We start from the raw sequence: 24,600 nt of genomic DNA, 5'->3' as shown, positions 1-24,600 counted from the left end.
CTGCTTTCCCAGTCTTCTAGAATCCGTTGGGCCAATGGGCTTAGGGTCACATTGTAATGGTTTTCTATCAAATCCCGTAACTCTTTGATATCATTGTCTTCTTCAACTGGAAGCAGGTTCAGTGCTTCTCCATTGCAGTTTTGTTCAAAAGTGCGGTCTTCATCAAAAATATAGGCAATGCCACCGCTCATGCCTGCCCCGAAATTTCGGCCTACTTTGCCCAGGATTACGGCCACGCCACCGGTCATATATTCACAACCATGGTCTCCGATGCCTTCAACAACGGCCTTTGCCCCTGAGTTTCTAACACAAAAACGTTCACCGGCCTTGCCATTTATATAGGCCTCGCCAGAGGTAGCACCATACAGGGTTACGTTGCCCGTAATGATGTTCTCTTCGGGCACCAATGTGGATTTGTCAGGTACCTTGATGACCAATTTTGCACCGGATAGCCCCTTGCCCAAATAGTCGTTGGTGTTGCCATTGACGACCATGGTGAGGCCCTTGGTGGCAAAAGCACCGAAGCTTTGGCCCGCAGAACCGGTGAAGTTCAGTTTCAACGTATTTGGGGGCAGCCCCTCGGCGCCGTAAATCTTCGAAATTTCATTGCTGATGATCGCACCGATGGCCCTGTCGGTATTTTTTATGGGGAATTCAAGTGTTGTCTTTTCTTTTCTAAATAAGGCAGGGTGTGCTTTGGCGATGATATCAAACTCAATTGATTTCTCGATGCCGTGGTATTGTTTTTCGGTATTGTACAATTTAGTGCCTTTCGGAACATCTACCTTGTATAAGATAGGTGTTAAATCAATGCCAGCAGCCTTGTAATGTTCTATGGCCTTTTTTCTATCCAATTTTTGTACCTGTCCCACCATTTCATCAACGGTTCGGAAACCTAGTTTGGCCATGATCTCACGCAGCTCTTGTGCTACAAAATACATGTAGTTGACCACGTGCTCGGGCTTGCCCTTGAATTTTTTTCGCAGTTCTGGGTTTTGCGTGGCGATGCCGACCGGACAAGTATTCAAGTGGCATACCCGCATCATAATGCAACCAGAAGCCACTAATGGGGCGGTTGCAAAACCGAATTCCTCGGCTCCGAGTAGGCATGCGATGGCAACATCTCGACCCGTCTTCAATTGGCCATCACATTCCAGTATGACACGGTTTCTTAAATCGTTGAGCACCAACGTTTGTTGGGCCTCGGCAATACCGAGTTCCCAGGGCAACCCTGCATGCTTCAATGAGGTTAGGGGTGACGCACCTGTTCCACCGTCGAAACCAGAAATCAAGATTACATCTGCCTTGGCCTTTGCGACCCCGGCCGCTACGGTGCCCACACCAACTTCGGAAACCAGTTTTACATTGATTCGTGCATCGCGGTTGGCAGATTTTAGGTCAAAGATCAATTGGGACAGGTCTTCGATTGAATAGATATCGTGGTGTGGCGGTGGTGATATAAGGCCCACATAGGGGGTTGAATTTCGGGTTTTTGCAATGGCGGGGTTTACCTTTGGCCCCGGCAATTGACCGCCTTCGCCCGGCTTGGCCCCTTGGGCCATTTTTATCTGGATCTCTTGGGCATTGGTCAGGTAATTCGAAGTTACCCCAAATCGGCCTGAAGCCACTTGCTTGATAGCACTGTTTCGCCAATCGCCTGATTGGTTTTTGTAGAACCGTTCTGGGTCTTCACCGCCTTCGCCAGAGTTGCTCTTGCCGCCAATACGGTTCATGGCAATGGCCAGATTTTCATGGGCCTCTTTGCTAATACTGCCGTACGACATGGCGCCGGTTTTAAAGCGTTTTACAATCTCGGTCCACGGTTCGACCTCATCGATGGGTATAGGGTCAAAATTTGAGAATTCGAACAGCCCACGGATGGTCATCAGATTTTTTGATTGCTCGTTCACCATCTCGGAAAACTCTTTGTAGGTGGTGGGTTCGTTATGTCTGACGGCCTTTTGCAGCAACGCCACGCTCAAGGGGTTGAACATATGTTTTTCACCGTTTCGGCGCCAACGGTATTCTCCTCCGATTTCGGTATCGAGATTGGCCGGAACCGTTCCTATTTCAAAAGCTTTTCTGTGGCGCTTGGCAATCTCCTTTTCAATCTCATAAAGGCCGATACCCTGTATTCGAGTGGGAGTATTCGGAAAATACTTGTCCACCACTTTGGTGTTGAGCCCGATACACTCGAACAACTGCGACCCGCGGTACGAGTTTAGGGTGGAAATACCAATCTTGTTCATCACCTTCAAGATGCCTTTGCCAATGGCCTTATTGTAGTTTTGGATGGCCTGATCAAATGAATACTCTGTAATATCATGCTCTTCAATCTGTTGTGCGATGATTTCGTTGACCATATAAGGGTTGATGGCACTGGCACCAAAACCGAACAAAAGGGCAAAGTGGTGAACCTCTCGGGGTTCAGCAGACTCTATGATGATACTGAGTTTTGAGCGCTTCTGCAACCTTCGAAGGCCACTGTTCACATATGAGCAGGCCAGAAGTGCCGGAATCGGGGCCATTTCTTTACTGATCATGCGATCGGAAAGAATAATGATGTTGGTACCCTCGTCCACGGCTTTCGAAGCTTGATCCAGAATGGATTCGAGTGCTTCCTCCAAACCGTTGTGCCCCTTGGAGATTTCGTAAAGCATGGAAATTGAGACTACCTTATAGTCTGGGCTGGCATCATAGTTCTTGATCTTATCCAAATCCTCTTTGGAAATTACGGGATTCTGAATTTTCAACTTGCGGCAATGCAGTTCGTTGATCTCAAAAATGTTCTGGTCACTGCCCAATGTCAGGCTGATGTCACAAATCAACTCTTCCCTGATGCCATCCAAAGGCGGGTTGGTCACTTGGGCAAACAACTGTTTGAAGTAATTGTAAATCAACTGCGGACGTTCAGAAAGTACCGCAATAGGTGTATCTGAGCCCATTGATCCTATGGGTTCCTTGGCTTTTTTGGCCATGGGCAATATAATGGTGTCAATATCTTCCAAAGTGTACCCAAAGGCAGCTCTTCTTGTTTCCAGCGGAAATTCACCAAAGAACAGTGGGCAATCATTGTAGGGAATGTCTTTGAGATGCACCAAATTGTCTTTTAACCACTTTTTGTAAGGATGTTTTTTGGCAATTTTTTCCTTGATTTCCTCGTCGTTGACTATACGCCCCTCTTCCATGTTGACCAAGAACATCTTTCCGGGCTCCAATCGGCCATGAAATTCAATTTCCTCTGGCTTGAGGTCTACCACCCCGGTCTCTGAAGACATGATCACATACCCGTTTTTGGTAACTGAATAACGTGAAGGGCGTAGACCGTTCCGGTCCAATACGGCACCAATGTAGTTGCCATCTGTAAAGGGGATGGAAGCGGGTCCGTCCCAAGGTTCCATCAGGCAAGAGTTGTATTCGTAAAAGGCCCTTTTAGACTCAGACATCGCTGGGTTTTTTTCCCAGGCCTCGGGTACCAACATCATCATTACCTCTGGCAGAGAACGGCCTGTCATCAAAAGCATTTCCACGACCATATCCATGCTCGCCGAATCTGATTTGCCCGGTAATACGACGGGAAGGATTTCTTTTATTTCATCACCGAACCATGGGCTTTTCATCAGTTCTTCGCGTGAGCGCATACGGGCCACATTGCCCCGTAGGGTATTGATCTCGCCGTTATGGCACATATAGCGGAATGGCTGGGCCAAATCCCACGTGGGAAAGGTATTTGTTGAAAACCGTTGGTGCACCAATGCCAGCTTGGTGACCACTCGGGGGTCTAACAGGTCTTTGTAATAGCGACTGATGTCATTCGGCATCAGAAGCCCCTTGAAAATAATAATCTTGGTCGAAAGACTTGGTACATAAAAAAAGCCCGACTGAGACAATTTTGATGCAATGATGGCATATTCTGTTTTCTTCCGCGCAATAAAGAGCTTCAGGTTGAACTGGAAAGCATCTTTGCTCGTTCCCTTTGCGACGAATATTTGTTTTACGAAAGGCTCTGTCTCTGCTGCGATTCGGCCCGGGACGGATTTGTTTACGGGCACATCACGCCAACCGAGCAATTCCAGCCCTTGTTCTTTAATGTTTTTTTCAAATTCGGCAATACAATAGTTACGTTGGTTCTCTTTCTGTGGAAGAAAGACATTGGCCACGGCATAATCACCAGGTTCAGGTAATTTAAAATCACAGACATCTGTGAAGAAATCATGCGGAATGTCGATTAGAATGCCCGCACCGTCACCAGTTTTGCCATCAGCACTGACGGCTCCCCGGTGCTCGAGTTTGTCGAGAATCTCGAGTGCCTTGTGTATAATGTCGTTTGAGCGGTTTCCCTTTAGGCTGCAGATGAATCCTGCGCCGCAGTTTTCGTGCTCAAATTCCGGTAGATAGAGTCCTTGTTGTTCTGGTTTCATCGATTAGGATATTTCGTGAAAAACATCCTAAACTATAAATAAAATTCAACCTCGGCGAACAAACAAAAAGGAATAATCAATGTTTGAACCAAACCGCTAAAAAAAATTCAATATCTGAATTAGAAGGGGTGTATTTTACCATTTTCTCAATAGAAAAAATTGATTTTTTGTTTAAGAATTGCTTTTTTCTAAATATATGAGTGTAGCATATTTCGGCTGTAGGGTCATACTCATAAAAATTATTGTATTGAATATTTTTTTAGAATATTTTATATTTTTAACAGGATTAAACTTTAATTAAATAAAATGAAAACTTATGTTTTTAAGTTAAAATACTTACTATTTATTTTTGTCCTTTTCTCCTGCAGCAATGAAAATCTAACAGATTAATTAGGGGGTGAAGGTATCGATTCTCCTGAAAATGATAGCATAGAACTACCCCAAAGAATTGAAATGGGTTCTACGAAAGTAGAAGAAGTGCCCCATATTGTAGAGGTATTGGAAAATATCACAGGAAAGTCTACACGGGCTTCGAAAAGTTTGTCCTATAAAAAAGCGGTCATAGATATGAACATCATAAAATGGATTAAAGAAAGTACTACTGGTAATAAGAACTATACCTTTCCAATATTTGTCGATGGTGCATCAGATGATGAGTTTTACAATCTAATAGTCCCAGTAGATGAGAATGGCAATGTTCTAAGTCCGAAAATAAGGAGGTATGTCGTGGCGCCTCACGCCCTTGAGGCATATCGGGGAAGCGGTTATGACTTTGCAAAATTTCAGGGTAAGTATTACACTTATAATTTTGACCGCTTTTTTAATGCCATAAATTTTAAATCAGGAAAGCTGGCCATGGGCATGCCCGATTGCAACGAAGACGGCTCTGCAATAGGTTCAACCTCTAGCTCACCGATTGAAAATCCAGACTTAATCCAAACCGATTGGCATCAGTTATGGGGCCCCTCAACAGATATACCCACAGGATCGATTAGTTTTTCAAGTCTTTGGGAGAGTTATACGGCGTACCAAGCCGGGGCCTATCAGAATACCGGTTCAAGCAGCCAATATGAAGAAACCGTTTCGACTTCGGCACAGGGGATAGTTTGGTTGGGAAACAATAATCCTACTGCTCCGACCGTTACCCACCACCTTTATAGTGCTACAACTTTCAACATTACAGCCAACCACGCGCCAGATGGCAATGCCTTTAGTCTTGGCCCCGATATTTGTACCACTAGAATCAATATAGTCATAAAATGGTCAGATGGCACTACAACCACTTTTGAATATTATACCAATTGTGAGGCCACAGCGCCCATTAGCAAAAGAGACATAAGTAATATTGGTAGTAAATCAGGTTGTGATAATGGTCCAGGACAAACTGTTACCATTAATCTAAACCATTTCTCAAGTATTGTAAATAGACTTTGCCCAGACATTGCTTCTGAAGCTTATACGGATATGTTTACCAATCCTGCACATGCTCAGGCATTAAGCGACTATCTTATCCAGAACAATGTGCAATGTGAAGATGCCTCATTTGAAAAGGCATTTGCATTAGAGGCTATGATTGCAATGAGCCAAGATGCAGAGGTGGATTTCGATGACCAAATTATTTTGGATAAATCCGTGCTGTCCAATCAGAAGGTAAAGTGTGTATATGATAAACTAAAATCTCAATCAAATACATTTTTTAAGAATGTGATCAACACTCGGTTCGCATCTGATAAAATTGCTAACATACGATTTAAGATTGCGCAAACCCCTGGTGGAGAAGATGCTTTCACCAAAGGCTCTGCAAATGGTACAACTTTTAGACTTTATGATATATTATTAGATCCCGAGGCGGTGGCCAGTGCTTCCAACATTGAGATAGCCCTAATGTTGATTCATGAAAGTATACATGCCGAACTCCTTGACAGATTGGTTGAGATGGGCGCAATAACAGGTTTCGATTCTGATGGTTATCCTATTTTCATTAGTAACAACGTGATTTACAATTCGTATATTGGCCTGACTGCCCTGATGATTAATCTTTACAAAAATTATGCTCAATCCAATCCCCAATGGAATCACAATTCGTTTAACACAACCGGCTTAAGGGATGAAATGGTACAGAATTTGATGTCATTGCATCCGTTGCTGAATGATAGCAATAATGACTTTTTGTCCAATGTTAATGGGCAAAATAACCTTTTATACAATAACTTTACCTTGCAAGAGTTGATGGAATTTATCGGATGGATAGGATTGGAGGAAACAGATGAGTATAAAAACACAATCGGCAACAATGCATACCTTCAAGGTAAAAAAGAATTTGTTGAAAATGCTGCAAAAACGGAATACACCAAAAATTGTAATTAATGAAATCTAAATTTTTCGCATTGACAGCATTGATTTGCTCTTTTTATATGCAGGGTCAAAATGACACCCTCTACTTATATGTGGATGCCCCTTTGCTATCATACTCCTGTGAACAAAGTCTTTCTTTCGGATTTGCGATTTCAAGTGCGGATACAAATTTTGACACTGACTATTTTAAGTTTGATATTCCCAATCTCAAAGGGCTTTCCCCAGAAGGTGAGGTAGAATATCATACCAATGCCGAAATAAGGAAAAAAAAAGCACTGAACCCTTCCAAACTGAGAACAATAGAAATTTTCACAAAAGGCAAGGCGTTTTGGGAAATTCATAACGAACTCAGTTTAAAGAGAAAGATTTATCTCGTCACGGATATCGAAGGGCAATCGGAGCACCTCATGGTAAGTAAAAACCTTTATTATGTATACCCTTTAATTTATACTGGTACTCGAAAAAATGTAGTTGTTACCGACAATAGGAAGATAAAAAAATGAATAACATTGTAGAAAATCAAAAGAAAGGGTGATTGCTGTTAACTTTGGTTTGGCCATCACCCTTTTTTGAATCTGCTGGTTTAAAAATTATGTCTAATCCTACTTTCAGTCTTTGAATTAGCTTGCATAAGTCTAAAGATTATTTAGTCCCTCAGAATATTCCTTGAAATAACGATTTTCTGAATTTCAGAAGTGCCTTCATAGATCTGTGTGATCTTGGCATCGCGCATCAACCGTTCCACGTGATATTCTTTTACATACCCATTACCACCATGTATCTGCACCGCCTCAACGGTCGTGTGCATGGCCACTTCTGAAGCATTCAACTTGGCCATGGCACTCGAGAGCCCATAATTTTCACCATTGTCTTTATCGCATGCGGCCTTGTAGACCAAGTAGCGGGCCGCTTGAATTTTGGTTTGCATATCGGCCAATTTAAAGGCAATGGCCTGGTGGTTGGCAATCTCGGTGCCGAACGCTTTGCGTTCTTTTGAATATTTTAAGGAAAGCTCATAAGCGCCCGCAGCAATGCCCAAGGCTTGTGCCGCAATACCTATTCGGCCCCCTTCCAATGTTTTCATGGCAAATTTGAAACCGAAACCATCTTCACCGATCCGGTTTTCTTTGGGCACTTTTACATCGTTAAAGATCAACGAATGGGTGTCACTGCCGCGAATGCCCAATTTGTTCTCTTTAGGGCCTATTTCAAAACCCTCCATGCCCTTTTCCACGATCAGGGCGTTGATGCCCTTGTGCCCTTTATCAACATCGGTCTGGGCCATGACCAGATATATATCGGCCGATCCGCCATTGGTGATCCAGTTTTTGGTGCCGTTCAAGATATAATGGTCGCCTTTGTCAATAGCGGTGGTCTTTTGTGAGGTGGCATCACTGCCCGCTTCAGGTTCAGAGAGGCAGAATGCCCCGATTACCTCGCCAGTGGCCAGGCGGGTGAGGTATTTTTGTTTTTGTTCTTCTGTTCCGAAGGCTTCCAATCCCCAGCAGACCAATGAGTTGTTCACCGACACGATTACTGAGGCCGATGCATCGATTTTTGAAAGCTCTTCCATTACCAATACATAAGAGAGGGTATCCAGTCCACTGCCGCCATATTTAGGGTCGACCATCATACCCATAAAGCCCAGTTCCCCCATTTTTCTTACTTGTTCTTTGGGGAACTCTTGTTTTTCGTCGCGTTCGATGACACCCGGTAGCAATTCGGTCTGCGCGAAATCGCGCGCGGCCTGCTGTATCATCAATTGTTCTTCGGAAAGTGTAAAATTCATGATAGTTGTAGTATGAACAAAATAACAGTGCAAATATAAGGTTTCACTGCATCTTTTTTATCGATAAAGGGGCAAAAATGAGAATTATGCAAAACCATGTAGAGTTCTGTCCAATTTGAATTGCGCAAAAAAAACATATCGATTATTTAGCCCCTTTTGCCTTGTGATCAAAAAAGTTTTTTGAATATCTTTAGGCGTGTTGAACTTGGTCAACCTTTTACCATAAAACCAACTATACCATGGAAACCATAATCATAATTGTTTTTCTTGCAGGCTATTTGGCCATTACCCTAGAGCACAATCTAAAAATTGATAAACTGATTCCTGCACTGGCGATGATGGCAATTCTTTGGGCCATAATTGCCCTTGCCCATCTCGATGTGTTTGAGGTAAACGCCCAGCTCAAAGAGCTGGAACCCACCCATATCGATGAAATATTGCTTCATCATTTGGGCAAGACTGCTGAGATTTTGGTCTTCTTGTTAGGGGCCATGACCATTGTGGAAATAATTGATTATTTTGATGGTTTTGCCACCATTAAGGGCTATATAAAGACACGGAGCAAAACAAAGCTGTTATGGATATTTTCCATTTTGGCCTTTATATTATCAGCCATTATCGATAACCTTACCGCTACCATTGTTTTGGTGACCATTTTACAAAAAGTTATCAGGGATAGGGAAACACGCCTATGGTTTGCAGGCCTTATTATTATCAATGCAAATGCAGGGGGTGCTTGGTCGCCCATCGGTGACGTAACGACTACAATGCTCTGGATTGCCGAGAAGGTCGAGGCGGCCTCTTTGGTAAAACGGGTGCTTTTGCCAGCTGTCTTCTGCACGGTAGTGCCTACATTGATTGCCAGTAGGTTCAAAGTGTTTAGAGGGCACATTGATGCAGATGTTGAAGAAACTGAGGCACCAAAATCAAAATTTGGCCCTACCATGCTGTATTTGGGGCTGGGGTCTATTGTTTTTGTGCCCTTCTTCAAGACCATTACACATTTGCCCCCTTATGTGGGCATGATGCTCTCATTGGCCATAGTGGCGACTTTTGCTGAGATATACAGTAATGCCAAGTTCAGTATCAGTTCTGCCATTGACGAAGGCCATGCCGAATCTTCGCACCATAGCCCCGTACATACGGCCTTGACCAAGATAGAGCTCCCCAGTATCCTGTTTTTCTTGGGAATATTGTTGGCGGTAGCCGCATTGGAATCACTGGGCATTCTATTCAACTATGCCGAGAGCCTGAACGAAGCCATTCCGCAGACCGATATAGTGGTCATGTTATTGGGTATTGGATCGGCCGTTATCGACAATGTGCCGTTGGTGGCCGCCAGTATGGGTATGTTCTCTGAGCCGACGGACCATCCATTGTGGCACTTTATAGCCTATTCGGCCGGTACCGGTGGAAGTATGCTGATCATAGGTTCAGCTGCCGGTGTGGTGGCCATGGGAATGGAGAAAATCGATTTCTTTTGGTACCTGAGAAAAATTGCCTGGTTGGCATTCGTAGGATTTGTCGCAGGGGCACTCGTATTCATTTTGATGCGCGATTTTATGTTCTAGGCATACTTATTTCAAAAAATCTCCGTTATTATTGCAACAAAAATTGGGGATTTTTATGCTATTATTTCAAGATTTGGAAGAAGGGGCTGAATTGGGCGTATCCATTTCAGAAGAAAAAACACTGTCAGTTATCGATCTTATCTTTAACGGCGGTACAGGGAGCATAGTGATTATTTCTGTGCTGTTCGCTATGCTGGCCGTGGCTTTGTACATTTATTTCGAAAGGCTTTTGGCCATCAAGGCGGCTTCAAAGATCGACAAGAATTTCATGAACCAGATTCGCGACCATGTGATGAGCGGCAAACTTGAAGCGGCCAAATTACTTTGTGCACAGACCGACTCACCGGTGGCCCGTTTGACGGAGAAAGGGATTTCGCGCATAGGAAAGCCCTTGGAAGACATCAATGTGGCCATAGAGAACGCTGGCACACTGGAAGTGTACAAGCTTGAAAAGAACGTGAGCATATTGGCTACTGTGGCCGGTGCAGCACCCATGATAGGTTTCTTGGGGACTGTTATTGGCATGATTTTGGCATTTCACCAAATGGCCAGTAGTGGCGGGCAGGCAGAAATGGGGCTATTGGCCTCTGGTATCTATACTGCCATGACCACTACGGTAGCCGGTTTGATTGTGGGCATTATTGCCTATATCGGCTACAACCACTTGGTGAACCGAACCGATAAGGTGGTACACAAGATGGAGGCCAACGCGGTCGAGTTTTTAGATTTATTGAACGAACCCGTTTAATAGCACCATATGAAACTGAAAGGTAGAAACAAGGTCAGTCCAGAGTTCAGCATGTCGTCGATGACAGACATTGTATTTCTTTTGCTGATTTTCTTTATGCTGACCTCAAACGCCCCCAATGCCCTAGATCTTTTACTGCCAAAGGCCAAGGGCAAGTCGACCAATACACAGAACGTTTCGGTTACCATCGATAAGGATTTGAGATACTACGTGAACAACGAGCAGATCAACGGAGAATACATTGAAATTGAATTAAAAAAAGCACTTGAAGGCCAAGAAAAGCCAACAATCATCCTACGGGCAGAAGAAAGCGTTGCCATTAGGGAAGCGGTGAATGTGATGGATATCGCAAACCGCAACAATTACAAGGTCATCTTGGCCGTGCGGCCCAAGTAATGTCATTTTTAGACACGAGACACAAGAAAAAATCATTCGCGCTTACCACTTTTTTGTTAAGCCTGCTACTGCTATTGCTTTTTTATATAGGGCTTACCTATTTAGATCCACCCATTGAGAACGGAATTGCCGTAAATTTTGGAACTATGGATTTCGGCAGTGGCAACCTACAACCAAAACAAAAAATACAATCCCAGCCCAGGGAGATACCCGAACCGCCCAATCCGCCCGAAGAAATTCAGGAACAGGTCGAACAGCCGGTCCAGAAACCGGAAGTCGAAGAGGGGGAGGTCGCAGAAAAAGAACAGCCCACTGAAAAGGTGCTGACCCAAGAATCTGAAGAATCGATAAAGATCAAGCAACAGCGCGAGGCCAAGCGAAAAGCGGAAGAGGCCGCAGAGAAAGCCAAGGCCGAGGCCGAACGTAAAGAGCGCGAACGGTTAGAGGCCGAAGAGCGCAGACGGCAACAAGAGGAAGCCAAGAAGAAAAAATTGGATGCCCTTATCGGGGGCATTGGCAAATCTGACGGAAACGCCTCTGGCAGCGAAGGCGATGACGACCGGCCGGGCGACAAGGGGCAACCCGATGGCGACCCGTACGCTACCACTTATTATGGTGCCCCCGGTAGTGGCAGTGGCACGGGTGGTTATGGCCTTAGCGGACGTTCTTTGGTCAGTAAGGGCAAAGTACAGCAACAATGTAATGAAGAGGGCCGGGTGGTGGTGCGCATCGTTGTCGACAGAACAGGCAAGGTGGTTCAGGCAACCCCTGGTGTAAAGGGCACCACAAACAATGCACCATGTTTGTTGGAGCCGGCCAAAAAGACCGCTTTTCTCCACAAGTGGAATCTGGATTCTGACGCACCTGCACAGCAAATAGGCTTTGTGGTCGTGAATTTTAAACTTGGGCAGTAGTGACCTACGAGAAAACGGTGGAGTGGATGTTTGCCCAGCTTCCTATGTACCAGCAAAAAGGGCCTTCTGCGCTCAATGCCAAACTAGACAACATAAAGGCCTTCGCAGAAAAATTGGGCTCCCCAGAAAGAAAGTTCAAGAGCATCCATGTCGGAGGAACCAACGGAAAAGGCTCCTGTAGCCATATGCTCGCCTCGGTTTTGCAAGAAGCGGGGTACAAGGTCGGACTCTACACTTCACCACATTTAAAAGACTTTAGAGAGCGAATCAAAATAAATGGGGCTCCCATTTCCAAAAGCGATGTTATACGGTTTATAGAACGGAACAGGGCTTTTTTGGACAAAAATAAGCTCTCTTTTTTTGAGATGACCGTGGGAATGGCCTTTGATAACTTTGCCAATGAGGGGGTTGATATTGCCATAATAGAAGTGGGATTGGGCGGCAGGCTTGATTCTACCAATATCATAAAGCCAGAGGTTTCCCTAATTACCAACATAGGTTACGACCATATGCAGTTTTTGGGCAATACCTTAGAGAAAATAGCACTTGAGAAAGCAGGTATCATCAAAAGGCGAGTACCTGTTGTAATTGGCGAAACCCAACCAGAGACCGAAGCTGTGTTTAGGTTGATGGCCGCCCAAAAGAAGTCGGACATTGTTTTTGCCGACCAAATGGCCATACAGGTATATGAAACCGATTTGTTGGGGTCTTACCAGAAGAAGAACCAAGCAGCGGTGGTAGCCTGTTTGAATATGCTGGAAGGCTTTGAGATTACTGAGAAGAACATGGCAAACGGTTTAAAAAAGGTAATCGAGAACACACAATTCATGGGGCGATGGCATGTTTTACAGAACAACCCAACCGTGGTTTGCGATACGGCACATAATAGGGAAGGAATAAACGCCGTGTTGGAACAGATTGGCCAAAATGACTTTAGAAAACTGCATATGGTATTGGGGTTTGTCGCCGATAAAGATCTTGATGCCATTTTGCCCCTATTTCCGAAACAGGCCGAATATTATTTTGTAAAACCTTCTGTGCCAAGGGGGCTCGATCAAGACGAACTCGCCCTTATGGCAAATGAAGTGGGTTTGGCCGGCACATCTTTCAAAACGGTGTCATTGGGGCTTGAGGCTGCACAAAAAGCGGCCCAGAAAGGGGATTTTATTTTTGTGGGCGGAAGCACTTTCGTCGTAGCTGAGGTAGTCTGATTTTTTTGCCAATTTTCTTCTTGGTTACAAAAAAAATCATGCTATATTTGCACTCCATTTACAGAAATGGTACGGGCTCTTAGCTCAGTTGGTTCAGAGCACCTGCCTTACAAGCAGGGGGTCACTGGTTCGAATCCAGTAGGGCCCACACAGTTAAAGACAAGGCCTCCGAGAAATCGGGGGCTTTTTTTGTTTGGCTGATGACAATTGCTTGAATTCACTTTTTAAACAGTAATCCCCTATCGGCTTTTATGGTTTTGCAGGTAAATTCTTATCGGGCAAACCCCACTTTTCTTCATTTCTGGGTAACTAGTAGTTCATCAATCAAAAAATAATCAGTTCAAAAATGAAAAAGTTTTTAAAGGTCTGGGCCAAGAGGTATCTAATGGAATACGATGTAGAAACAAGTGCTTACACCCAAGAAAAGTATAAAAAATCTGGGTTGACCCTAGAGCAGGCGGTCGCGATTAAGAACAGCATAGAATCGGCGTTCGAAGAAGAAAAGATTTATCGACAAAACGATATTGGTTTGGTCGAGCTTTCTAACCACATCGGTTATGACAGATATAAGGTTTCAGAAGTGATCAACAAATATTATGCGATGAACTTCTATGCCTTGCTGAATTTTTACCGTATTAATGAAGCCAAGGAATTGTTGGTATCAAAACCTTTTTCCAGTGTTAAATCGGTTATGTACGAAGTGGGCTTCAATAGCAAGAATAGTTTCTACAATGCCTTTAAGAAAGACACGGGCCTAAGTCCAAACGACTTCAGAAACCTATGGGCCTATACCGAAAATAGCCCACAGCAGTTTCAATTCCATTGAACTTTAACATGGGGGTTACTTTGGCCTAAGAACAAAAGGTTTGGGTACACCTGTGGAGTAAATTCCCATTTTCTTCAAGTTCGGGTACATAGTAGTCGATATATCTGTTTATATATTCTAAAGAAAAAGGAGCTTTAAAGATGCTTCTTTTTTTTGCGGTGGGCTATCCTGTTCTTTATTAAACCTACCAACTGGCCCACTTTGGCAATTCTTTCACAAACCCCTTTCAATGTAAGGTGCTACCTATAAAATGTTAAAAAGGGTATTCTCCGATGGGCAAGGTTTTTTTTGAGGTACTCCCCGTTTTAAAAGTACCCGAGCTATAGGCGCCTTTGGTTGTTTTGTAGTGCAATTGTAAAGGTAGGGCGGTGAGAGGCCTTACTTCTTTAAAACCAAAACAGCATTCCATTAAGTTTTGTTTTCATTTAGAGGTATTATTTGAATTAGCTATCAACACACTTCTTCCGCCCGCCTTTCTCAATTGCCTGACTCAATTACGATTTACTAACAAAACTTTAACTCTATGAAAGTAAAGAAACTGTTTGGGGCGTTGATGGTCATGCTGCTCAGCTTGACAACTGTCCATTCCCAAGAAAAAACAATTACTGGTACGGTCACCGACGAAGGTGGCATACCGTTGCCGGGGGTCAACATTGTTGTTGAGGGCACCAGTGTTGGTACCCAGACCGATTTTGATGGTAATTATGCCATCAATGCAAGCACAGGGCAAGTTCTGGTGTACTCCTACATTGGGCAAAAAGACGAGAGAAGAACAGTTGGGGCGCAAAATGTGATAAACGTCCAAATGCAGGAAGATACACAGGCCCTTGAAGAGGTGGTGGTTACGGCCCTTGGTATAAAAAGGGAAAAGCAAGCCCTTGGGTATGCCGTTGCCGAGGTGGGTACCGAACAACTAGAGGAAAGGCCTGAGGGCGATATTGGCCGAGTATTGACCGGCAAGGCCTCTGGGGTGAACATCACCCAGCAGAGTGGTCTTTCGGGTTCCGGTACCAATATCATCATTAGGGGTTTTAATTCTTTCAGCCAGAGCAACCAGCCGTTGTTCATTGTCGATGGGGTGCCTTTCAATGCCGATACCAATCCTTCGGGGCGTCAGGGTTCTCGACAAGACTTTATAAATGGAAACAACGGTTCTAGCCGTTTCTTGGACCTTGACCCTAACAGTATTGAGAGTGTCAATGTTTTAAAGGGTCTGGCGGCTTCTACTTTGTACGGGTCTTTAGGGCGAAACGGTGTTATTTTGATAACCACCAAAGCTGGTTCAGGAGGCCAAGGAGCCAAAAAGACCGAGATTACGGTTACCTCATCGTTTTTCTTTAACGAATTGGCCTCAGAGCCCGAGTACCAAGACCAATATGGTAACGGTTTCGACCAGGCCTTCGGATGGTTCTTCAGTAACTGGGGGCCTAGTTTTGACCGTGATGGCGTAGCAGGTTGGGGCAATAGTTCGGCCTTTGATGATCAGGGCACCTTACCCCACCCATATTCTACCGCATCATTTTCATCGGCATTTCCTGAGTTTGCCAATGCGAGATACAAATGGCAACCTTACGACAACTTTGGAAATTTCTTCAAAACCGGCACGGTGAGCAATACCTCAATCAATATTACCGGTGCATCCGATGACGGAAAGATTAGCTATAACGCCAATTATGGCTACTTAAAAGATGTCGGTTTTACACCGGGCAACTCGCTTAACCGAAACAATTTCGGAATTGGTGGCCGAGCTGTATTAAGCAATAAGTTTACTGTATCGGGCACCCTGAACTACGCCAGAACCAAGTTCATTTCACCACCGGTGGCACTGAGCCAGGGCAATGGTGCAACAGGTAGCGGTTCCTCAGTTTTTGGCGACCTTTTCTTTACGCCACGATCGGTTGATGTGGCCGGGCTTCCCTTTCAAAACCCTATTGATGGCAGTAGTGTTTACTATAGACAAAACAATTCGATACAACACCCTCTATGGACAGTCGCCAACTCGGGTACCAGACAGGAAACAAATAGGGTTTTTGGTAACATCGGACTTCAGTACGATTTCAACGAAAACCTGAATGTCATATACCGGTTGGGCCTCGATAATTATAATGAGGCAAATGTCAATTTCCAGAACAAGGGTGGTGTCAACAGCAACAGTAACGATATTCGGCTTCAGAGCGGTATTTATGAGACTTGGAACAACAACAATACCATTTGGGACCATAACATAGCCCTGAACGGAGATTACGACTTGACCGAACAAATTGGGGCCACTTTTAATATTGGTTTCAACGGTAGGCGTGAGACCTTTACCCAGCAAGGTGTCTCAAGTGATGGTCAACAAGTGTTTGGGGTGTTGAGGCATTTTAACTTTTTGAACCAAAACGAAATACAACGAACATTTGAAAGAAATGTAATTGGACTGTACGGGCAGGTTGAGGTCGATTATGACAATATAATTTTCTTGACACTGGCGGGCAGAAACGATTGGGTGTCCAATCTTGACAAAGACAACAGAACGCTTTTCTATCCCAGTGCAAGTGTATCGTTTGTACCGACCACGGCCTTTGAAGGGTTGAAGGGAGATGCACTCAGTTATCTAAAACTAAGGGCCGGATATGGAACTTCGGCGGGTTTCCCAGACCAGAACTCCGATTCATACCCCGTGGCGAACCGGTTGTCTCTTGACACCCAAGATTTTCAAGACAACACCGGCACCAATATTGTGACCAACACTACTGGGCTTACCTTGGGCAATCCCGACTTAAAGCCAGAACAGGTCTCTGAGATAGAGGTAGGTATTGAGTCGAGATGGTGGGACAGCAGAATTACCTTGGATGTATCGCTCTTTCAAAGAACGACCACTGACCTTATTGTTACGCAACCTTTGGACCCCTCTTCGGGCTTTTTTCAAACAAATACCAACGTTGGCGAGATCAAGGGTGAGGGTATCGAAGTTGACCTTGGCGTAAATTGGTTCAGAAGTCAAGAAAGCGATGGGTTCAATTGGAACTCCAATATCAACTTCACGGCCAACGAAACTGAGGTTACCGATCTTGGCCAAGATACTGACTTGATTGTTTACTCCGGATTTGGAAACCTGGGTAATGCGGCCATTGAGGGCCAACCTTTGGGCGTCATCTATGGCAGTAGAATATTACGCGATGCCAATGGAAATTTTGTCACCAATGCAGTCGGTGATTTTGTGCAAGATTCACAGGATGGGGTAATCGGTGATCCGAACCCTGACTGGACCGCCAACTTGATCAATAGCTTGTCTTACAAGAATTTCAGCTTTGGCTTTCAGTTGAACTACACCCAAGGGGGCGATATCTATTCAAGTACCATTGCCACGCTTTTGGGCAGGGGGCTTATTACCGAGACCCTTGATAGGGAGAACACATTTGTTTTGCCGGGTGTCAAACAAAGTGATGGTACCCCCAATGACGTACAGATCAACAACTCTGACTACTATTTCAACAACGTCTTGTTCGGTCCGAGCGAATTGCAGGTTTACGATGCCACGGTTATAAGGCTTCAAGAGGTCTCTTTGGGGTATTCACTGCCAAAGAAATTTTTGGACAAAACACCTTTTGGAACGTTGTCGCTGACAATTTCGGGGCAGAACCTCTGGTGGGATGCCGTGAACACTCCTGATGGGGCCAATTTTGACCCCAATGTTTCAGGTACTGGTGTTGGAAATGGCTTTGGCTTTGATTTCTTGAACGGGCCCAGCTCTAGAAGATACGGTCTAAGCGTAAAAGCAACTTTTTAAGATGAAAAAAATTGACAGAAAAATGAAAAGACTACAGACATATTTCAAACTGGCTTTTAGTTCGGCACTGTTGGTAATGGCTTCATGCGAGACCAACGAGCTCGACCTTACCGAAGACCCAAACTTTTTGACACCTGCCCAGGCAAGTCCAGATTTCTTCTTGAACTCCATTCAAGAAGATTTTGCAAGGCACATCGATGGTGATGCCACGGGCGACCCACAAGACAATTTTCAAACGGGAGGTAACGTAAATGGCGATGGACTCTCTGTTTTGGGAATGGAGCTTACCAGACTGCAGGCGTACAATAGCCGTGATTATCAAAGTGGTTATCAAGATATCGATACAGATGATGAATGGGACAATGCCTATAGGGGTATCCTATTCGATATCAGAAATCTGACCCCGGTGGCAGAAGAGACCGGATTGACCAGGCACTTAGGGATTTCCCAGTTTATCGAAGCCTATGTCATGGTGTCTTTGGTTGATTTCTTTGGGGATGTTCCCTACACTGAAGCAGTTCAGGCACCAGAGATATTGAACCCTTCGTTGGATGATGGAGCCTCGGTTTACGATGCGGCCTTGGCCCTGTTGGACCAAGCAATTGTGAATTTCAACAATACCGCTTCCACCAATCCGAGTACTGATTACTTCTATGGGAACGATTACTCAAAATGGACCAAGGCGGCCAATACATTGAAACTGAAGATTTATAACCAACGAAGGCTGGTAGATCCATCGGCCATGGCAAGTTTCAATGCCATCGTAGCTTCTGGTGACTATATTCAAGACAACGCCGATGATTTGGATTGGACTTGGACCGGAACCAGCGCTTCACAGCCAGATACACGGCACCCTCGATATGGCTTGAACTATGCTTCGGCCGGTGCGGGTGACTACAACTCCAATTGGCTCATGAACCAGATGCAGACCAATGATGATCCCAGAATACGCTATTATTTCTATCGACAGTCACCCACCTCTCCAGGGCAAGAAGACCCACCAAATGAAGAGGTTCTGAGGTGCTCACTGCAAACGCCACCTGCGCACTATGTTTCTGGCGGCTTTACTTTCTGCAATCTGCCAAACGGTTATTGGGGTAGGGACCATGGTGATGACGAAGGAACACCTCCTGATGGGCTCTTGAGAAGTACCTATGGGGTCTATCCTGCAGGCGGCCGTTTTGACGACAATAGCTTTGAGGCCATTGCACAGAACAGCAATCCGAATTCATTTGGGGCCGGAGGTCTGGGCATAACTCCAATACTGAACGCTTATATGGTCGATTTTTGGATTGCAGAAATGGCATTGGCATCCGGTGATACAGGGGCGGCTGCGGTTGCACTTGAAAGAGCCCTCAACAAGCAGATTACTAAGGTTCAATCGTTCGGCAGCAACGATCCCGCTGCAGATCTTTCATTTGCCCCTTCCGCAGCTGATGTAAACGATTTTGTGGCAGATGTGATTGCAGATTTCAATGCGGCCACCGGCGATGACAAGTGGAATGTTTTTGCTGAGCAGTTCTTGGTGAGCCATTATGGCAACGGAATCGAGAGCTATAATTTCTATAGAAGAACGGGTTTTCCCACCACTTTGCAACCCAACAGGGAGCCAAGTCCAGGGGCGTTCCCTAGGTCAATGTTCTATCCGAACCAGGCGGTTACGGCAAATCCGAACATAACCCAAAAGTCTGACCATACGGTACAGGTATTCTGGGACAACAACCCTGCAGGACCTTCATTCCCTCCAGCTAACTAAAATTTAAAATTGAGATTTATGAAAAACATAAAAAGATATTTGGCGATTGCGATTGGGGTTTTAATGATGGCCTGCAGCGCCGATGATAAAATAATAGACCAAGTTTTCGACACAGTCGAAAGAGGGTTGATATTAAGAACGGTCAATACCATCAGCTCGAGCTTCAATATTTTTGATACCAGCTCTGAATGGGGTGTTACGCTTGAAGTCCAAGACAAAGAAAATGGAAACCTACTTCAAGAAGTGCGGGTGTTTGTATCATTTGTTGACAATACAACAGCTGGAGGCGATCTAAGCACTGGTGAGAATTTGATAGTGACCCTTACTCCTGCCGATTTTACCACTGGGCCATTTGGGTTGCCTAGAGGTGACCTCACCATAAGTTATGCAGAGGCACTTGCCGCAACAGGCATTGATTTTGATGATGTGGAAGGTGGTGATCAGTTCAGTTTTAGGCTTGAGGCCCAATTGACAGATGGTCGTGTTTTCACAAACAATGCCGCGGGCACTGTGGCCAGCGGGTCTTTCTTTAGCTCACCATTTGCATATGTGTCCACAGTGGTTTGTCCACCAACAGTGCCAACACCAGGGGTGTGGACCATCAATTTTCAGGATTCCTTTGGGGATGGCTGGAACGATGCCGCCCTTGTCGTAACCATAGACGGGGAGGCAACAAGCTACACATTGGACAATGGGGCTTCGGGAACCACAACCTTTACAGTGCCCGATGGTGCACAAGAGATTTCAATCGTGTTTACATCAGGAGCTTTTGATGAAGAGGTTTCCGCCACGGTAATTTCAGCCAACGGAAATACGGTGGTCGACATTAGTCCAAACCCACCGGTAGATGCAGAACTGCTCGATTACTGTTTGAACAATCTATAAGCAGCAAATTTTAAAGGGCCGCCCCATCGGGCGGCCTTTTTTTGTTGGTAATTGTCTACTGGTTATTACCGGTTTTTTTCTTTACTTCGCAGCATGATTGCGACAATTTGCAGAAAGGCCCATTTCAATGCTGCACACAGGCTGCACAACCCCAAATGGAGCCAAGAGAAAAATGTTGAGGTGTTTGGAAAATGTAACAGTCCGAATTATCACGGACACAATTTTGACCTTGAGGTGAGAATCAGGGGCGAAGTGGACCAAGACACCGGTTTTGTAATGGATTTAGCGCAGTTGGGGCAGTTGATCAAGGAAAAAGTAGAAGACAGGTTTGACCATAAGAACCTAAATGAAGATTGCCCGGAGTTTGAGCATATTCTACCTTCGACCGAAAATTTTGTGAAGGTCATCTATGATATATTGAAGCCTGAACTGAAGCCCGGGCAAAAACTGCGCATAACGCTGCACGAAACACAAAAGAATTCTGCAGAGTATGGAGATTGGTGATAAATTTCCGATATTGCACCCCCTTTTAGGAGTATTAGCTCAGTTGGTTTAGAGCGCTGCCTTGACAGGGCAGAGGTCACTGGTTCGAATCCAGTATACTCCACAATTTTTCTACAGAATTTCCAACAAACGTTCCAATGCCATTCCCCGTGATCCCTTTATAAGAATGGTGGAAGGCGGTAAAGGATGTTTGGTCAGATAATCCCTGATCTCATCAAAGCTTTCAAACTTGGGATAACCATTCTCCGTTTTGCCAAAATTGTCGCCGATCAAATAGGCTGTTTCAAAACCGAGATTGCCAATGGCTTCCGATATTTTTTGGTGTTCTTCGTGGGCCGCATCACCCAATTCGAACATATCTCCCAAAAAAAGCACCTTGTTCTCGCCTTCGATGGCCTTGAAGCTGTTCAATGCCGCCATCATGCTGGTAGGATTGGCATTGTAGGCATCCAAGATGATTCGGTGGCCGTTTTTTTCGATTACCTCTGAGCGGTTGTTCTGTGGCCTATATGCTTCTATGGCCTTTTTGATGTCTTCAACGGGTACATTGAAATACTTGCCCATGGTTATGGCAATGGCACAGTTTGTAAAGTTATATTCACCGATCAATTGGGTTTTTACCTGAAGGTCGTCAAAAGCCACTTCCAGAAAAGGATTGGTCATTATGGGCCGTATGATGTAGTATTGAGGGTCGTGTGTGCTAAAGCCTATTTTTTTGGTGTACGATGCCAGCTTTTGCCTTTGTATGGGGTCATCGGCATTCATGAAAACATACCGGTCATTGGCCAATAGGTAATTGTAAAGCTCGCTTTTTCCTTTAATAACCCCTTCGACACCACCGAAACCTTCAAGATGGGCTTTGCCAAAATTGGTGATATAGCCATAGTCGGGCTGAGAAATGCCAGAGAGAAAGGCGATTTCGCCCTGATGGTTGGCACCCATTTCAACAATGGCCATCTCGGTATCTGGTTGAATTGAAAGCAACGTCAGTGGAACCCCGATGTGGTTGTTGAGGTTGCCCTTGGTGGCGATGGTCTTGTATTTTTTTGAAAGCACGGCATGGATCAGCTCTTTGGTGGTCGTTTTTCCATTGCTTCCCGTGAGCGAAATCACCTTCGCATTGCTGTAATTACGATGGTAGATAGAAAGTTTCTGCAATGTTTCCAAAGCATTCTCTACAAGAATGGTCTTCCCTTCTACATGGAATTCTTTTTCATCGATGACCGCGTGGACGGCCCCTTTTTCTATTGCATTAGATGCAAATGCATTGCCATTGAAGTTTGGGCCCTTCAGGGCAAAAAAGAGACAGCCCTTTTCAATTTTACGTGTATCGGTACAGATTTTCGGATGCTCTAAAAACAGCTTGTGAAGTGCGGTTAAAGTCATGGGTCGAAGATAAAAAAAACCCTGACTTTTCAATCAGGGTTTTTATATCAAAACATGTTGTTTTTATTTGGCTTTTTTGTGCCGTACACTCTTGTTTTTTGTCTTTGATTTTGAACCGACCCGTGACATGGCACATCTAAAGCCTATATCATCTGTAGCCATGTACTGTGGTAGGTATCTACGCTGCGCAGGATCTAGCCAGTAGGCCCTATCGCGCCAAGAACCACCTTTGTAGACCCTTACCTCGTCGTTTATCAAAGAGGTTCTGAAGTTCGAGGTATCGTACTGTCGCAAGATTTTGCCGGTCGAGTCGCGCTCAACCTTGTGCTGTGGCGAGTCGTACATTCTTCTGGCATCGTCTTCGTCATCGCTGAAGCGTTCGAAAAATCTTGACGAGCCTGGATCACCATCGCGATACCCTCTGTTGTCACTTTTTGAGAAGTTGATCCTCAAGTAGGTTTCTTCCTCTCCAACGGGTTCTTCTTTGATCTCGCCAGGAAGATTGATTGCAACAATCCTTCCGTTTGGCAAGGTATCATAGACGATTGAATCTTTCAATATCTTGACCTTACCATCTTCGCCAATGGCTTTTTTCGTATAGATGTTGCCCCTGAAGTAATTAAAATCACTGATTTCATCGTCGACTATGGGTCGGTAAACATCGGCCACCCACTCAGAGACGTTTCCGGCCATATCGTAAAGACCAAAATCGTTTGGTTTGTATGATTTTACCGGGGCCGTGATATCGGCACCATCATCTGACCAACCTGCAATTCCACCATAATCGCCTTTTCCTTGTTTGAAGTTCGCCAACTGATCGCCACGGCCCACACGTTGGCCATTACGGGTATAGTCACCTTCCCAAGGATATTTTTTCCTTCCTCTATAATTGTTGTATTCCCTTGTGCCTACGAGGGCTTGGGCCGCATATTCCCATTCGGTTTCAGTGGGCAATCGATATTCAGGCATCAAAACACCACTGCTTCTTTTTGCAAAGACGGGAATAGAATCTTTTTTCTTTTTGCCTTGCAGAGAGTCAATTTGCCCCCCATATACAGATTCGGGGTTGTTCAAATAAGCCTCTGTGCTAAAGGTGCCTTCAACCTCACCGTTCAAGGCGCTGTAAAGGGCCTCTTCTTGAAGGTAGCCCTCTTTGGCCAACATCAATTCGTTTACCCTATCGGTTCTCCATTCGGCGAATTGGGTGGCCTGGACCCAGTTTACGCCCACAACCGGGTATTCTGCGTAGGCAGGATGCCTTAGGTAGTTGTTGGTCATCGTTTCGTTGAAACCAAGCCTGTTTCGCCAGACCAATGTATCTGGCAACGCTCCCTTATAAATGTTTTCGTACCTCGGATTTTCGGGTGGATATACCTTTTTTAGGTAGTCAAGGTACTCCATGTACATTTTGTTGGTCACCTCGGTCTCATCCATGTAGAACGATTGCACGTGCTGTTGGGTGGGAGTATTGTTCCAGTCATGCATCACATCGTCTTGCACCCTACCTTTGGTAAAGGTTCCGCCTTCGATGAACACGGTTCCCGGAGGGGTCTCTTGCTCTTTAAAATCAGAGTTGTACTGAAAACCGCCTTCTTTGGCATTGATCTTCCATCCTGTGGCTCGAGAAATGTTTTTTGACGAAGACAACGACGAGTTTTTACAGCCCGTGATGCCTACCATTATTGCTGCACAAGAAAGTACGACCTTTATCGAGTGTTTTTTCATAATTTGGGCTTGAGTACTTAGAAATCGGGGCATAACCCGTTTTTCTTTAATAATTCAATTAGTGTTTACATTCGGTTTCGCCATTAGAACGAATAAAAATGCAAGATATTTTGTGGTACTGCTAATTGTTCACAAAAAACCTTGCTATTCCGACTAAGGCTACATTGATAACGGTGCAAACACCAAATTAGTATAGCCACTGTACTAAAAATGGAGCTACGGAATTTTGGCAAAGTAAACTTCCTCGAATGGATAAATCACAGGGTGAAAAGTTCAAAAAAAAGTGTAGCCATGCACAAGAATTTGTTAAAACCCCCGTTTACAGGTAATACATCTAATTT

General features: G+C 44.8%; 16 protein-coding genes and 2 tRNA genes (1 of these 18 cut by a window edge). 14 read left to right on the top strand and 4 right to left on the bottom strand.

Annotated features, from left to right (window positions below):
• On the bottom strand, nt 1–4,421 hold the 5' portion of the coding sequence (gltB, locus tag VC82_RS04185; RefSeq protein ID WP_045801263.1) for a glutamate synthase large subunit. It extends 85 nt beyond the left edge of the window; only the first 4,421 of its 4,506 coding nucleotides appear in the window; its start codon is at nt 4,419–4,421; the stop codon falls past the left edge of the window.
• A 453-nt stretch (nt 4,422–4,874) separates the two neighbouring features.
• Here gltB and VC82_RS04180 point away from each other — a divergent pair, with 453 nt between their 5' ends.
• Together VC82_RS04180 and VC82_RS04175 are read left to right on the top strand one after the other, a co-directional pair.
• Nucleotides 4,875–6,788, top strand: a complete 1,914-nt coding sequence (locus VC82_RS04180; RefSeq protein WP_045801262.1) for a hypothetical protein — start codon at nt 4,875–4,877, stop codon at nt 6,786–6,788.
• Nucleotides 6,788–7,279 carry a hypothetical protein gene (locus VC82_RS04175; RefSeq protein ID WP_157517977.1) on the top strand — a complete coding sequence of 164 codons (492 nt, stop codon included), beginning with the start codon at nt 6,788–6,790 and terminating at the stop codon, nt 7,277–7,279. The genes VC82_RS04180 and VC82_RS04175 overlap by 1 nt, the downstream gene beginning before the upstream one ends.
• Nucleotides 7,280–7,422: 143 nt before the next feature.
• Here the strand turns inward: VC82_RS04175 and VC82_RS04170 are convergent, their stop codons facing one another.
• Entirely contained in the window at nt 7,423–8,565 is a 1,143-nt protein-coding gene (locus VC82_RS04170; RefSeq protein ID WP_045801260.1) for an acyl-CoA dehydrogenase, read from the bottom strand.
• A gap of 239 nt (nt 8,566–8,804) precedes the next feature.
• Here VC82_RS04170 and nhaD point away from each other — a divergent pair, with 239 nt between their 5' ends.
• The 12 genes from nhaD to VC82_RS04110 all read left to right on the top strand — a co-directional run bounded on the left by nhaD (nt 8,805) and on the right by VC82_RS04110 (nt 21,251).
• The gene (gene nhaD / locus VC82_RS04165; protein WP_045801259.1) at nt 8,805–10,136 is read left to right on the top strand and encodes a sodium:proton antiporter NhaD; all 1,332 of its coding nucleotides are present in this window, start codon (nt 8,805–8,807) and stop codon (nt 10,134–10,136) included.
• 55 nt (nt 10,137–10,191) lie between these two features.
• Nucleotides 10,192–10,884 (top strand): MotA/TolQ/ExbB proton channel family protein, encoded by a 693-nt coding sequence (locus tag VC82_RS04160; protein ID WP_045801258.1) that lies wholly within the window; start codon nt 10,192–10,194, stop codon nt 10,882–10,884.
• 9 nt (nt 10,885–10,893) lie between these two features.
• Nucleotides 10,894–11,280, top strand: coding sequence for an ExbD/TolR family protein (locus VC82_RS04155; RefSeq protein ID WP_045801257.1), 387 nt, complete (start codon nt 10,894–10,896; stop codon nt 11,278–11,280).
• A complete protein-coding gene (locus VC82_RS04150) occupies nt 11,280–12,194 on the top strand; it encodes a hypothetical protein (RefSeq protein WP_045801256.1) in 915 nt (304 codons plus the stop codon). The genes VC82_RS04155 and VC82_RS04150 overlap by 1 nt, the downstream gene beginning before the upstream one ends.
• Nucleotides 12,194–13,405 carry a bifunctional folylpolyglutamate synthase/dihydrofolate synthase gene (locus tag VC82_RS04145; RefSeq protein WP_045801255.1) on the top strand — a complete coding sequence of 404 codons (1,212 nt, stop codon included), beginning with the start codon at nt 12,194–12,196 and terminating at the stop codon, nt 13,403–13,405. Before VC82_RS04150 ends, VC82_RS04145 begins: the two co-directional genes overlap by 1 nt.
• Nucleotides 13,406–13,478: 73 nt before the next feature.
• Nucleotides 13,479–13,553 (top strand) — tRNA-Val (locus VC82_RS04140).
• 198 nt (nt 13,554–13,751) lie between these two features.
• A complete protein-coding gene (locus VC82_RS04135; protein WP_084598156.1) occupies nt 13,752–14,231 on the top strand; it encodes a helix-turn-helix domain-containing protein in 480 nt (159 codons plus the stop codon).
• A 523-nt stretch (nt 14,232–14,754) separates the two neighbouring features.
• Complete coding sequence (locus tag VC82_RS04130) at nt 14,755–18,003, top strand: SusC/RagA family TonB-linked outer membrane protein (RefSeq protein ID WP_045801253.1); 3,249 nt, start codon at nt 14,755–14,757, stop codon at nt 18,001–18,003.
• 22 nt (nt 18,004–18,025) lie between these two features.
• Nucleotides 18,026–19,759 carry a SusD/RagB family nutrient-binding outer membrane lipoprotein gene (locus tag VC82_RS04125; RefSeq protein WP_045803238.1) on the top strand — a complete coding sequence of 578 codons (1,734 nt, stop codon included), beginning with the start codon at nt 18,026–18,028 and terminating at the stop codon, nt 19,757–19,759.
• Nucleotides 19,760–19,777: 18 nt separating this feature from the next.
• Entirely contained in the window at nt 19,778–20,644 is an 867-nt protein-coding gene (locus VC82_RS04120) for a hypothetical protein (protein ID WP_045801252.1), read from the top strand.
• Nucleotides 20,645–20,737: 93 nt separating this feature from the next.
• Nucleotides 20,738–21,148, top strand: a complete 411-nt coding sequence (locus VC82_RS04115) for a 6-pyruvoyl trahydropterin synthase family protein (protein ID WP_045801251.1) — start codon at nt 20,738–20,740, stop codon at nt 21,146–21,148.
• Nucleotides 21,149–21,176: 28 nt separating this feature from the next.
• Nucleotides 21,177–21,251, top strand: a tRNA-Val gene (locus tag VC82_RS04110).
• An 8-nt stretch (nt 21,252–21,259) separates the two neighbouring features.
• Here VC82_RS04110 and VC82_RS04105 read toward each other — a convergent pair.
• Nucleotides 21,260–22,534, bottom strand: coding sequence for a UDP-N-acetylmuramoyl-tripeptide--D-alanyl-D-alanine ligase (locus tag VC82_RS04105; protein WP_045801250.1), 1,275 nt, complete (start codon nt 22,532–22,534; stop codon nt 21,260–21,262).
• A 63-nt stretch (nt 22,535–22,597) separates the two neighbouring features.
• Nucleotides 22,598–24,259, bottom strand: coding sequence for a gliding motility lipoprotein GldJ (gene gldJ / locus VC82_RS04100; protein ID WP_045801249.1), 1,662 nt, complete (start codon nt 24,257–24,259; stop codon nt 22,598–22,600).
• Nucleotides 24,260–24,600: the final 341 nt, after the last annotated feature.

The organism is Flagellimonas lutaonensis (genome assembly GCF_000963865.1).
Lineage (GTDB): Bacteria > Bacteroidota > Bacteroidia > Flavobacteriales > Flavobacteriaceae > Flagellimonas_A > Flagellimonas_A lutaonensis.
This window is presented reverse-complemented; position numbering and strand designations above follow the sequence as displayed.

Bases quoted from the DNA above. Each gene is read 5' to 3' on its own strand.
- VC82_RS04180 (WP_045801262.1), top strand. From the start codon at position 4,875: ATGGGTTCTACGAAAGTAGAAGAAGTGCCCCATATTGTAGAGGTATTG.
- VC82_RS04175 (WP_157517977.1), top strand. From the start codon at position 6,788: ATGAAATCTAAATTTTTCGCATTGACAGCATTGATTTGCTCTTTTTAT.
- VC82_RS04170 (WP_045801260.1), bottom strand. From the start codon at position 8,565: ATGAATTTTACACTTTCCGAAGAACAATTGATGATACAGCAGGCCGCG.
- nhaD (WP_045801259.1), top strand. From the start codon at position 8,805: ATGGAAACCATAATCATAATTGTTTTTCTTGCAGGCTATTTGGCCATT.
- VC82_RS04160 (WP_045801258.1), top strand. From the start codon at position 10,192: ATGCTATTATTTCAAGATTTGGAAGAAGGGGCTGAATTGGGCGTATCC.
- VC82_RS04155 (WP_045801257.1), top strand. From the start codon at position 10,894: ATGAAACTGAAAGGTAGAAACAAGGTCAGTCCAGAGTTCAGCATGTCG.
- VC82_RS04150 (WP_045801256.1), top strand. From the start codon at position 11,280: ATGTCATTTTTAGACACGAGACACAAGAAAAAATCATTCGCGCTTACC.
- VC82_RS04135 (WP_084598156.1), top strand. From the start codon at position 13,752: ATGAAAAAGTTTTTAAAGGTCTGGGCCAAGAGGTATCTAATGGAATAC.
- VC82_RS04130 (WP_045801253.1), top strand. From the start codon at position 14,755: ATGAAAGTAAAGAAACTGTTTGGGGCGTTGATGGTCATGCTGCTCAGC.
- VC82_RS04125 (WP_045803238.1), top strand. From the start codon at position 18,026: ATGAAAAGACTACAGACATATTTCAAACTGGCTTTTAGTTCGGCACTG.
- VC82_RS04120 (WP_045801252.1), top strand. From the start codon at position 19,778: ATGAAAAACATAAAAAGATATTTGGCGATTGCGATTGGGGTTTTAATG.
- VC82_RS04115 (WP_045801251.1), top strand. From the start codon at position 20,738: ATGATTGCGACAATTTGCAGAAAGGCCCATTTCAATGCTGCACACAGG.
- VC82_RS04105 (WP_045801250.1), bottom strand. From the start codon at position 22,534: ATGACTTTAACCGCACTTCACAAGCTGTTTTTAGAGCATCCGAAAATC.
- gldJ (WP_045801249.1), bottom strand. From the start codon at position 24,259: ATGAAAAAACACTCGATAAAGGTCGTACTTTCTTGTGCAGCAATAATG.